The 12,087-nt window shown below is 56.7% G+C and carries 7 protein-coding genes; 4 read left to right on the top strand and 3 right to left on the bottom strand.

Going from position 1 to position 12,087, the window contains the following annotated elements:
* Positions 1–108: 108 nt before the first annotated feature.
* Positions 109–1,929, top strand: a complete 1,821-nt coding sequence (locus RSSM_RS25360) for a GntP family permease (protein WP_008686599.1) — start codon at positions 109–111, stop codon at positions 1,927–1,929.
* A 566-nt stretch (positions 1,930–2,495) separates the two neighbouring features.
* The gene (locus RSSM_RS25355; protein WP_044303637.1) at positions 2,496–2,753 is read left to right on the top strand and encodes a (2Fe-2S)-binding protein; all 258 of its coding nucleotides are present in this window, start codon (positions 2,496–2,498) and stop codon (positions 2,751–2,753) included.
* Between the two features lie 87 nt (positions 2,754–2,840).
* Here RSSM_RS25355 and RSSM_RS25350 read toward each other — a convergent pair whose 3' ends face one another.
* The 3 genes from RSSM_RS25350 to RSSM_RS25340 all read right to left on the bottom strand — a co-directional run bounded on the left by RSSM_RS25350 (position 2,841) and on the right by RSSM_RS25340 (position 8,908).
* Positions 2,841–4,334: a DUF1501 domain-containing protein gene (locus RSSM_RS25350; RefSeq protein ID WP_008686597.1), complete on the bottom strand. Its 1,494-nt coding sequence runs from the start codon at positions 4,332–4,334 to the stop codon at positions 2,841–2,843.
* A 9-nt stretch (positions 4,335–4,343) separates the two neighbouring features.
* Positions 4,344–7,493: a PSD1 and planctomycete cytochrome C domain-containing protein gene (locus RSSM_RS25345; RefSeq protein ID WP_236621380.1), complete on the bottom strand. Its 3,150-nt coding sequence runs from the start codon at positions 7,491–7,493 to the stop codon at positions 4,344–4,346.
* 155 nt (positions 7,494–7,648) lie between these two features.
* Positions 7,649–8,908 carry a DUF1559 domain-containing protein gene (locus RSSM_RS25340; protein ID WP_008686594.1) on the bottom strand — a complete coding sequence of 420 codons (1,260 nt, stop codon included), beginning with the start codon at positions 8,906–8,908 and terminating at the stop codon, positions 7,649–7,651.
* Positions 8,909–9,463: 555 nt separating this feature from the next.
* Here RSSM_RS25340 and RSSM_RS25335 point away from each other — a divergent pair.
* Together RSSM_RS25335 and RSSM_RS25330 are read left to right on the top strand one after the other, a co-directional pair.
* Positions 9,464–10,018, top strand: coding sequence for a sigma-70 family RNA polymerase sigma factor (locus RSSM_RS25335; protein ID WP_008686592.1), 555 nt, complete (start codon positions 9,464–9,466; stop codon positions 10,016–10,018).
* On the top strand, positions 10,015–11,880 hold the full coding sequence (locus RSSM_RS25330) for a LamG-like jellyroll fold domain-containing protein (RefSeq protein WP_008686591.1): 1,866 nt from the start codon (positions 10,015–10,017) through the stop codon (positions 11,878–11,880). The genes RSSM_RS25335 and RSSM_RS25330 overlap by 4 nt, the downstream gene beginning before the upstream one ends.
* Positions 11,881–12,087 lie beyond the last annotated feature (207 nt).

Raw genomic sequence — 12,087 nt, 5'->3', positions numbered from 1 at the left:
TGTTTTGCTTTTTTGGGTATGTATGCGTTGTGGTCGCCATCACCCGCTTTGGCCGGTGTGCCGAACTCTATCGACCACTCGTTCCATAGACTTGCAGCCAGCGGATCGGTGTTGGGGCAAACGTCTACTCAGTCGGAACTCGACGACCCGACCGCATCAACCGGGGCGCTGGTCGACTGGATGCCGGCGGTGTTTGTTATTGTCGGCATCGTCTCGGTGCTGACACTGATCATCGGTTTGAAACTGAACGCTTTCTTAGCGTTGATCATCTCTGCGATTCTCGTCAGCGTTCTGGTCGGGTTTGACTCCGACGCGAGCATGGGCGAACGAATGGGGGCCGTTGTTTCGTCGTTCGGAAGTGCCGCCGCCGGTGTCGGGATCGTCATCGCGATGGCGGCGATCATCGGCAAGTGCATGCTCGATAGCGGCGCGGCCGATCGGATCGTTCGAACCGCGGTTGACGCAACGGGTGAGAAGAAGGCGTCGCTCGGTTTGATGATCAGCGGGTTTATCCTCGCCGTGCCCGTGTTCTTTGACACGGTGTTTTACCTGTTGGTGCCGTTGGCACGTAGTCTTTATCGCCGGACCAACAAAAATTACTTGCGTTACCTCATGGCGATCGCGACGGGCGGATGCATCACGCACACGTTGGTGCCTCCGACGCCCGGTCCGCTGTTGGTCGCGGCCATTTTGAACGTGGATATCGGAATGATGATGATCGTCGGTGCGATTGTCGCGGTCCCGTCAGCGATGATCGGACTGCTGTTCTCAATCTACTCGGACAAAAAGACGCCGATCCCGATGCGACCTCTCGGTGCGAATGACGACAAACACAAACCGCTCGATGAATCGAAATTGCCGGGGCTGTTCGTATCGCTGTTGCCCGTCCTGCTGCCCGTCGTTCTGATCGGGGCGGGGACGTTGGCGACCACGTTGGCCGACCGAGAAGATCGTGCAGCGGTTCTGACGACAGACATCGAGGATTTCGATTTATTGGCCGAACGATTCGCGGCGGCGACGGAGAAGTCACCCGCCGGTCGTTTGTTAGCGAGCGAATTGTTAAGCGACAAACAACGTCAACGAATTACCACGCCAGCGACAAACGATTCCGAAGAGCAAGCCGTCGTGGCGGCGATCAACGAAGCGTTGCTCGATCCGGATTATTACAGCCAGGAGGCGTTCGCGGACGTTGCGATGCCGGAGATCACGGCTCAACTCATGAAGGCCGATCAAGTTCGTATGAAACCGGTTGACCGCCGCCGAATGAATCGTGCGTTGCTCGATGCCGCGTACCCGGAACTGATCGCGGCACAGCGCTGGGACAGCCCGATGCGAAAAACGGCCAATTCATTGGGGCTGTGGAGCAATCCGAACTTTGCACTGTTGCTCGCGGCACTCGCGGCAATGTTGACGCTGAAGATCGTGCGATCGTTGACCTGGCGGGAACTCAACATCGACGTGGAGGAATCGTTGATGGGCGGCGGCGTCATCATCCTCATCACGGCCGCGGGCGGTGCGTTCGGCGCGATGCTGAGCCAAACCGGGATCGGCGAAACGATTCAACAGGCGTTCCGCGGGCAAAGTGCATCGGGAATCGCGATTCTGCTGCTCGCCTGGGTGGTTGCGGCAGTGCTGAAGGTTGCCCAAGGCAGCAGCACGGTGGCGATGATCGTGGGGGCTGGAATGATTGCTGCGATCATGGGAGGCGAGGCTCCTCCGTTCAACATGGTTTATGTAGCGACCGCCGTCGGCAGCGGATCGTTGATGGGGAGCTGGATGAACGACAGCGGTTTTTGGGTGTTCGCAAAAATGGGCGGTCTGACCGAGAGCGAGGCTCTGAGGACGTGGACGCCCCTGTTGGCAACATTATCGATCGGCGGCCTCGTGACAACAATCATCCTCAGCCAACTGGTTCCGATCGCGGGCTAGAGGACCGATCGCTGAACCGTTGTTGAAAATGCTCTACTGGTGCGTCACGATCAAGAATGAGGGGCCAAGGGCGTAGCGAAAGTCGCTAAAACTTTCGATGATTCGCGAGCCCTCCCGAAACTCTTGGCGGCTTGTCGATTTAATCAAGAGTCAACCTGTTTTCGTTCAACCGGTAGCCGTAGGAGACGCGCAGTGGCAAGTAGGTCGCCTTTGGCTGCCCGTTAAACGAATAGATCAACAGCCCGTTGGCGAGTTTCGCTACTCGAAGACTAGTATTCCACTGCAGCGTGGCTTTCGGGGGGAATCGTAGTGGATGACGCAAGGAATCACCTTGCGTGACTAGTGCATCAAGGACTCGTCGCGTCGACCACTACCCGAAAATCAAGTTGACATGAAGTACTAGGCTTTGACGCACCCCCAGCCGATGTCGTCCGTCCTCGGTAGTCTGAATTCTGGCGAATCCAGCTGGAGGGACCGGACACGTCAACCTTTAAAATACTCTAGCCGCGAAACAGTAGCCGTGGCGAACCGAATTGGGTTGCGGATTCATCATCGAGAAAACACGCATGCAAGATGACGACGATCTATGCCTTTGCTTCCACGTCACTCGGCGGAAGGTATTGCAGTACATCCGAGTTCACCGCCCGAAACGTGCCAGCCAGTTGTCGGAATGCTATGGCGCGGGAACCGGATGTGGCTGGTGTCGGCCGTTTCTAACTCGATTGCTCGAGTCGGAATCGCCCGAAACGGAATCGTTGCCCGACGAGCAACAGTACGCGGCCGAGCGTCAGCGATATCGCGTCGATAGCTCGCCGGAAGATTGAGTGCTCGAAGACAATATGCCTAACGGACGCGGCCCGGATCGCCTGGACGAGCGAACCGAGCCTGACGGAACAAGCCGCATGTACCGATCACGCCAACACATCTTTGATCACGCGGGCCGGTTGCACTCCGGTTAGCTTCTGATTGAGACCCTGGAACGGATAGCTCAATCGTTCGTGATCGAAACCGAGCAGATGCAGCATCGTGGCGTGGAAGTCGCGCAGGTGGACAGGATTGATCGCGGCGGAATAGCCCACGTCGTCGGTTTCGCCATACGTGAATCCCGATTTGACTCCGCCGCCAGCCATCCACATTGTGAACGCGCCCGGATTGTGATCGCGGCCTATAAATCTCATTTCGCCGCCCCCTCGATTTTCCCGCATGGGAGTTCGCCCAAACTCACCGCTCCAGACGACGAGTGTGTCGTCGAGCATGCCGCGTTGTTTGAGATCCGCCAGGAGAGCCGAGATCGGTCGGTCGATCTGTTCGCATTTGTTCTTGAAGCCCGCGTTGAGGGCTTCGCCCTTGTCGGCACCATGCGAGTCCCAGCCCCAATCGAAGAGCTGGATGAAGCGGACATCGCGTTCGGCCAACCGTCGAGCGAGCAAACAGTTGTTCGCAAACGATTCTTTGCCTGGCTGAGTGCCGTATGCCTCATGCACGTGTGCGGGTTCGTCGCGGATATCCATCGCGTCCGGAACCGCCGCTTGCATCCGAAATGCCATTTCGTACTGTGCGATTCGCGTTAGCGTTTCCGGATCACCGAAGGTTTCATAGTTGCGACGGTTGATGTTGTTGAGCGTGTCCAGCATCGCTCGGCGGCGGTCTCGAGTGACGCCCGTTGGGTTTGAAATATCCAGAACCGGATCACCCTGCGATCGACACTGAACCCCTTGATACACCGACGGCAAGAACCCGCCCGACCACAGAGCCTTGCCGACCCGCGGTTGCCGTCCGCCGGAGAGCAGCACGATGAAACCAGGCAGGTTTTCGTTCTCGGTACCGAGTCCCCACGTCGTCCACGATCCGATCGAGGGATACCCCATTCGCGCCTGACCGGTGTGAACCATCAGTTGCGCCGGACCGTGATTGAATTGATCGGTCTGCATCGTCTTGATGATACACAGGTCATCGACGTGCTTGGCCAGATGCGGCAACCGGTCCGATACCCACGTTCCACTCTCGCCGTGCTTCGCAAACGGGTATTGAGGGCCCAGCATTTTGGGTGTTCCCTGGATAAACGCGAAACGCTTGCCTTCGAGGAAGGATTGCGGGCAATCCTTCCCATCCAACTTCTGCAGGTCCGGTTTGTAGTCGAACAATTCGAGCTGGCTAGGGGCGCCGATCATGTGCAGAAAGATCACCCGTTTTGCTTTGGCCGGCAAAGGCGCGGGCAACGCACTCAGCGGATTTTGCAGTTCGTGCGCGGGCTGGTACGTTCGCGACGGGGTTGCGTTGGCTTGCCCCTGCATCGCCAACCACAACGCACCCATTCCGGTCGTACAGCCTTGCAGGAAATGCCGCCGCGTTTGCTCTTGAAGTGACGCGAACCTCAGTTCGGTGTCGAGTTTCTGGTTATTCATATTCATTGCCTATTTCATCACGACTTCGTCTAGATTCAATAACACGCCTGCGACCATGCGAAGGCCGGCGTCGACATCCGCCGACTCGTCCGATTCCTCGGCAGTCGATTTCAACAATTCGTGAAGATCGTCGATATCCTGGTCGGACGGCTCCCGGCACGTTGTCAGTAGAAAACCGTACCGCAATTGTTGCCGTGTTTTGTCGCTGTGTTCCCGCATACGTTTCGCGAGCGCCTCGGCGCACTCCACGAACGTTTCATCGTTGAGCATCATCAACGCCTGAAGAGGCGTGTTGGAACGCAGACGACGAGGCGAACAGAACTCACGTGACGGGGCATCAAACGCGGCAAACATCGGATAGGGAATGCTGCGTTTCATGTAAGTGTAAATCGATCGACGGTAGCGATCCTGGTTGCCAGGTTTGGGTGTGTTCCACTTATCGCCGCCATAGAATGGTTTCCAAACACCGTTTGGAATGGGTGGACGCACAGGCGGTCCGTGCATCTTGTCGCTGAGCAGGCCCGATACCGCGAGTGCTTGGTCGCGAACCACTTCGGACGGCAAGCGATGGCGAGGCCCTCGGGCGAGCCAACGATTCTCGGGATCGCGTTGCAGGCGATCTTCGGTCAACGTCGCTGACTGCGCGTAGGTGCGTGACAGCACGAGTTCGCGGATCAACGACTTCATGCTCCATCCAAAGTCGCGTTGGAATCGCAACGCGAGGTAGTCGAGCAGATCGGGGTGCGTGGGTAGTTCGCCGGAAGAACCAAAGTCTTCTTCGCTCGCAACGATGCCGGTACCGAACAACCTCGCCCAAACGCGATTGACGGCAACGCGGGCGGTCAGCGGATTTTCGTTGCTGACCAACCACATCGCCAAATCCAAACGGGGTGGAGATGCCTGGTCGTCCGACTCGTCTTCGGAGGCGAGTTCTCCATCAGCGGACCTGTCGGTTGTCGAAAGTGGGTGCAAGGAAGCGGGAGTTCCAGGCATCACCTTCTCGCCCTTGGTCAAAAACAGACCTCGCTCAAAGAGATGCGTCGGGCGTTTCAAGTGAGTCGGCCGTTCACGCATGATCGGAACCCGAACGCTGCGGATTTTCGATCGTGACTTCTTCGCCGCACTCAGTTCATCGCGCAGTTTGCGGATGCGATCGTCATGCAGTCGCGGGTAGAGGCTTTCGTCGTCGGTGACCGCCAAATGTCCCCGTCGAGTGACCAACGCAAATGCTCCTAACGCGGACTTGCGATGTCTCAACGTGACGCGAAGGCGGGAGTTCGGCGGAACTTCCACGGGATCCTCCAACACGAAGGCCGCTTGTCTCGGATAGTGGATGCGGGTGTACGCACTGAAACCGTTCGATGATTTCGCGTTCAGCGTCGACTGGGGATCGTAGATCGGATCGGGATCATCGCTGATGGCGCGTTTGAAGGTGAGCCGGCGTGGTTTGTTCTCACCTTCACGAATCAATTCAGCGTCGAAGGATGCGAGCACGAATCCCCATTCGGAGTCCGCTACCGCGGTTTCCGGGTCGAGCGGTTTGGCGGTCAGACGAACCCCAGTCAAACGCTCCATCGATTCCGGCAGTGACGCCTCCAACGTGATGTCTGTGTTTTTGGTGACCGTATCGATCGTGAAGAACTCTTCGTGATCGTCGACTTGCTCGACATCGACCTTGGTCGCTTTGTTGGTTTTCGCGGTCATGTCGCGAACCGGCGACCATCGATTGGCTCGGGTGAGTTCGGCGAACTCGGTTTCGAAGATCTCTGCCTTCAGTTCAGCGATCTTTCGGTCGATCCGGGCGGCCTCCTCGTAGTCCGACTTCTCGATCGGTGCGTCCAGGTTCGGCCAATCTTCGCCCAGATCCGAGTCAGCGGTGTTATTGAAGAACGCCGCGAACTGATAGAACTCTTCGTGCCGAAACGGGTCGTACGGGTGACTGTGGCATTGGACGCAGCCAAAGGTGACACCCATCCATGTTTGCCAGGTTGTGCTGACGCGGTCCAAGACGGCGGCAACGCGGAACTCTTCATCATCAGTCCCGCCTTCTTCGTTGGTTTGAGTTAGGCGATGTGCTGCCGTTGCGATCAGGTCTTCCGTGCTCGGTTCAGGCAACAAGTCCCCGGCAATTTGCTTGATCGTAAACTGATCGTAAGGCAGATCGTTATTGAGCGAATCGATTACCCAGTCGCGATATTTCCAGATGGATCGCGGTCCGTCGAGCCCCAAGCCCTTTGAATCGGAATAGCGAATCTGGTCGAGCCAAACGCTCGCCCAGCGTTCACCGAAGGCGGGTGAATCAAGCAGCATCTCAACGAGTTCACGACGGGCCGTTTCCCCATCGACTTGATACCGGTTCAGGAAGTCTTCCCGCAACTCCAGCGTCGGAGGCAAACCCGTCAGATCGAGACAAACGCGTCGCAACCATCGATCTGGCGAGGCGTCTTGTGAAGGCGTCAATCCATGATCTCGCATCCGAGCGAGCACGAATCGATCCACCGCAGACGTGGACCACTCATCATTCTCCACGACCGGAACTTCGCGAGGTTTGGGCGCCGCATAGGACCAGTGACTAGCGTCCCATATCGCCCCCTGTTCGATCCAACGACTCAGGATCGCAATTTCGCCGGTGGAAAGCGCGGGGCCGTGATCCGGGGGCGGCATCCGCATATCCGGATCCGACTCCATCACCCTCTCGATCAGGATCGAGCTTTCTGGATCGCCGGGTTCGACGATCCATCCGTCCGGCGGGAGCACTTGCTCTTTGTAGACGAACGACACGTCGCCTGCTTGCTTGACACCGCCGTGGCAGGACACGCAGTGTGCGTTCAGAATCGGGCGAACATGATCATTAAAGTCGACCACCTGCGGCAATTCAGACGTCTCGCTAGGCTCGCTGGCTGCGACGCGAACGGAGACCGAATGAAACGCCACCACGAATGAAAGAATGGCATATAGAGTCTGCAGGTGATCTTTGCGAGGCATCGGAACGGTTACGCCGGGGGAGTTGCCCCTCGGTGATCGAATCTCGTTGTGAAGTTCGTCGAGTAGACGCGTCATGGAGAACATGTCAGATAACGAGGTGAAGAAGACGGCGAATCGTTGACACCGTTGTGAGTAAGGAGCAATTCTCCCGTTGAACGGAAGTTGTTCAATCATCGAGACTCGTGGTTCGCGTTTGAGTTTCGTTAGTTGTGGCGTTTTCGGAAAGTTGGCGACCTCTACTAACGCAAACACTCGGTGTCGCCTGAATGGACGGCACCGAGCGTTGCACGTAGACAGTACCACGAACGTACTAGAAGGAAACGAAAGTACTAGAACTCTTCGTCGATTACTTCTTTCGCCGCACGTGTTCCGAGTGCTCCCCACAAACCATACGGGCTCTGAGCGCCGGCAAGGTTCGGGTTGGACGTGTGTCCGCTGAAGGAAGCAACGACCGCGTTATCGGTCAAATCGCCCGTTTCGATGCTGTCGGTGATGAACTTCACCGCCCCGTCACCCATCAACACGTGCGCTCCACCTTGGTGGCGACTGCCGACCGAGGAGATGAAGTAGTCGTTGGCATCGCTGCCACTGCGCGAGCAGTTGGCGCTGTTGGGTGGCAGGATCGTTTGGACGGCGGTATACACCAATCGTCCGTCCGCCCAGCGGCAACCACGCGAATTCAGCGGGTTCGTTTCGACACTTGCTCCGGATACATAGAACTGCGGTCTTGCGGGATCGATATGCCCACCTTGCTTGCAACGAATCGGCTCGCCCGCACCGTCCCAACTGCCGTCGCCTTGGAACGAGATGTTTCGTACCCAATCGGCGCGGGTTTCGCGTGCACCCAACGACGTGCAAATCTCACCGGCGGCGATCGTGTTCGACAATCCGTCGAGACAATCGCGGAACGCGACTTTATGCCGACTCCAGAAGAATCCACGGTTCGCTGCTCGGGCTCGGAGAGTCATATCGCCGTCGTTGCTGCGAGAGTAGTTCGACGGTTGTTGATAACCGCCAACTTCGTTGCGTCCACCGTAGAAGCACGAGTCGATCGTATCACCGAGTGATGCAGCGTAGTTTGAACGCCCCGTTGCAACACCGTCGAGGGATGCCGGATCGCTCGGGCAGCGGTAGGCAACGATTTGGGTCGCCCATGGAACATAACGCGATTCCCACGGCACAGGTCCCATCGCGGGCCACGTTCCGTTGAGTGTTGCGGTCGACATTGTCGTACCAGGAGTGGTTTCCTGGCTCGGATTAGAGATATGTTCCCAAACCGCTTGTTGTTCGACGAATGGCAGGATCGGCACGAGCCAACTGAGGAAACGACGGCTGCTGTTGACCGAGACGTCACCGTTGGACGCGCGGTCGGTACCGGTGTGGTTCGTCGGCAATTGGTCGTAAGCACTGTGATAGTTGTGAATCGCCAAGCCGATTTGCTTGAAATTATTACTGCAGCTCATCCGACGTGCGGCTTCTCGGGCTGCTTGGACAGCCGGCAAAAGAAGACCGACCAACACTCCGATGATCGCGATCACCACGAGCAATTCGACGAGCGTGAATGCTCGTTTTTTAGAAGCATGTTGCATAGAAGACTCCAATACTCAAAAACTGGAACAAAGAAGAGAGTTCGCGATCGCGAACAAGAAACTCAGACGCAGGCGGTAGTGACAGTGGATCTTGTCAAAGATCCCTCTGCACCAGGATCTCCAACAAGATCCACCACCCCAAGACAAAACTCAAATAATCAACTAGATGCCTTCGGCAGGTCTGTTCATTGCCGCTTCGTAATCTTCGCGGGCTGTGGAATCCACTGAGGTCTGTTCAATGACCTCGTTCTGCGGCTCAGAACATCCCGAAACGCAGCACGAAGAAAACGCACAGACACAAACAACGAAGAGAAGAACTCGATTAGGCAATACTTGATTAGGCATCGATCAATGAACGTATGGCGAGAGAAAAGAAACAGAACGAAACAGAATGCCCGATATCGGCAAGAGGCGGTGCCCTACCGTTAGCGGGCGTGGTAGGGAAATAGCGGACCCTTCGCGGATCTTTCACTTTTCGTTCAATTATCGTTCTTTTTTTCCTATTTGCTTGGTTTCGGGAAAGATTCCTCGGTCTCCCGCTATTTCTTTTATGCCATGAATAGTTCTCAAAACGACAAAGAAACGCTGCAGCTGACCACCGAATGGGTGTTGCGCCTGACCGAGGCACAGCCCCGTTTGCTCGGGTTCTTGCTCAAGCGGTTGGGGAATCCCGATCAAGCCCACGAGGTGCTGCAGGAGGTCAATTTGGTTATTTGCCGTGATGCCGAGAAATTCAACCAAGATTCAGACTTCTTAGCTTGGGCGTTTGCGATTGCCCGATATCAAATTCTCGCGTTTCGCAAACGACAATCGCGGGACCGATTGGTCTTCCCGGCGGATCTTGCGGCGTCGCTCGATCGTCTCGATTCGGAGATGTTCCCCAACGATGTGTGCGACCGTCGAGAAACCGCACTTCAGGACTGCCTCGTCCAACTCATGCCGCAGCAACGAAAGCTTATCGTTCAACGCTATGCCGAATCGTTGTCGGTCAAATCGATTGCCGGTGAACTCGACAAGAGTGCCAACGCGGTCAGCATCATGTTGCACCGCATTCGTGAAAAACTGATCGCTTGTATCGAATCCAAAACCATTACAGAGCCAACACGATGAATCCGCGTCCATCTGATAAGGACGATCTCGAAATCCTCAACGTTCTTCTGCCACGTTTAGTCGACGGGCAGTTGAGCGACAGTGAGAACGCGCAGCTCGCTTCGGTCTTGCAGCGTTCGGAAGAGGCGCAGGCCCACTATCTCCGCTACCTGCAACTTAACACCGAACTGAAAGACGCATGGGGCGCGGTCGATGAGGATGCGATCGATCAGCTCAGCGATCGTCTGCCACAGATGAAGTCAGGCGGTTCACCTAAGGCAGGCGTCGATCCGGTCGTGTCGGCCGAATCGCCGTGTGCGGAATCTCGCATCCGCAGACTGATGCCGCGACCATCGTCCGCCGAGGCGGGATGGCAACTCGTCCTCGCCTGCATGTTGTTGCTGATCGTCGGTTTGTCGATTGGGCTTTGGAGGGCTTCACGCAATCCGTTGGCCCATCCAACTCGCGTCGCCGAACAGCCCAGCGGTGAAGATACGGTATCATCCAATGCTCTATCAACAAACACACCGTCGATCGATACTCCAACTACGAACGACGGACTTGCTCAGTCCGGTGATGCCAGCGAGGACAACGCTCCTGCCTCGTCCTACACGAGAGGGATCGTCGAACAGGAAGCGTTTCTCGCGGCGGCTGTTGTTGTCCGGTCCGAACAACAGGGGGATACCGGGGTGTCGGTCGGGCATCGCCTGTCTCCCGGCATCCTCCGTCTAGCCGACGGAACCGTGCAGTTGGAATTCATGAGCGGGGCAGTGGTGGCGCTCGAAGGTCCTGCCGAACTAAAGATCCTATCCAAGGACGCCGCGACGTTGGTGTCCGGTGCCGCGACCGCGTACGTGCCACCGCGTGCCCATGGGTTCATGATCAACGCACCTAATGCAGCGATCGTTGATTTGGGAACCGAGTTTGGGGTTCGCGTTAGCCCGTCGGGCGTCTCGGAAATTGAAGTTCTCAGCGGCGAAGTCGAGCTGTCGCTGCTAGGCGATGACGGAAACACCTTGTCGAGCCAACGGGTTGTCGAGGCGAACCGTGTCCGAGTGGATCATCGCAGCGAGGAGTTGCAAACCGTTGAGTCCATCGGAACGGACCTGCCGATCATCTCAGCGTACGACGACACGTTGCTGAGCCTGTCGGATCAATACGCTCAGGCGATTCGGACCGCGGAACCGATTTTGTATTGGCGTTTTCAAGGTGACGGCGACGATCCGCTCCGCAATGAGATGGGCAACCGATTCAACGCCGAGGTCGTCATCGCTGGTGAAAGCGAAGACATTCGGTTTGAGAACGGCATCGTCCGATTTGAACGTGGCGACGACAGCCGATACCTGACGTCCACGGACGTGCTGGAAGGTTTCAATGAGAAGCCATACACAATCGAATTTTGGATGAAGCCGGATGACCTGCAACACTCGACATGCATCGGGACCTATCCCGTTAGCCGTGTCGATTCGAGAACGTTCGTTAACGTGGTCGAGATCGTTACGGACACTTTCATGATTCACGAACCCGGCGCGGTGCGATTGCTCCACCGAACCCCTCCGCACATCGAATACGAACACGGCAAGAACGTTTTCTCGCCTGGTATCTGCGTTCCCGGGCAGTGGCATCACGTGGTTGCGGTGAGAAGCATCGATTCGATCGAACTGTTTATCAACGGCCAGCGACAACGCCGGGTTGTTCTGCCGCCGAAGAATCTAAACAGCCCCGGAGACTTTCAGTTCAGGGTCGGCGAGTTGCTCGAAGCAGGCGACAGTCGGCGGTTCTTGGGTGCCATGGATGAGCTGGCGATCTACGGACATGCTCTGAGCGAAAGCGAAATTCGAGAGCACTACGAACTGATCACATCGGATACGACAGCCGAGTGAACCTCCGACCTTCGTGAACGAAGAAACACGGCACGCAAATGCGACGCCTTGCCCAACCCGCGGCTCAATGTTCGGGTAATGGCAAACGTCCATCTTCTTTAGTCCTGCGTGAAAGCCTCGGTTCGGGAGGGCTCGTGAATCACCGAAAGTCTTGGCGACTTTCGCTACGGCCTTGAACCCTCATTCTTGATCGTGGCTCACCACAAA

The organism is Aporhodopirellula sallentina SM41, from assembly GCF_000346505.1.
In the GTDB taxonomy this organism is placed as follows: domain Bacteria; phylum Planctomycetota; class Planctomycetia; order Pirellulales; family Pirellulaceae; genus Rhodopirellula; species Rhodopirellula sallentina.
The sequence above is the reverse complement of the archived record's forward strand: the minus strand, read 5'-3'. Positions and strand labels throughout refer to the sequence as shown.

Coding starts and splice junctions, on each gene's coding strand:
- RSSM_RS25350 (WP_008686597.1), bottom strand. CDS start 4,334: ATGAATAACCAGAAACTCGACACCGAACTGAGGTTCGCGTCACTTCAA.
- RSSM_RS25335 (WP_008686592.1), top strand. CDS start 9,464: ATGAATAGTTCTCAAAACGACAAAGAAACGCTGCAGCTGACCACCGAA.
- RSSM_RS25355 (WP_044303637.1), top strand. CDS start 2,496: ATGCAAGATGACGACGATCTATGCCTTTGCTTCCACGTCACTCGGCGG.
- RSSM_RS25340 (WP_008686594.1), bottom strand. CDS start 8,908: ATGCAACATGCTTCTAAAAAACGAGCATTCACGCTCGTCGAATTGCTC.
- RSSM_RS25330 (WP_008686591.1), top strand. CDS start 10,015: ATGAATCCGCGTCCATCTGATAAGGACGATCTCGAAATCCTCAACGTT.
- RSSM_RS25345 (WP_236621380.1), bottom strand. CDS start 7,493: ATGATTGAACAACTTCCGTTCAACGGGAGAATTGCTCCTTACTCACAA.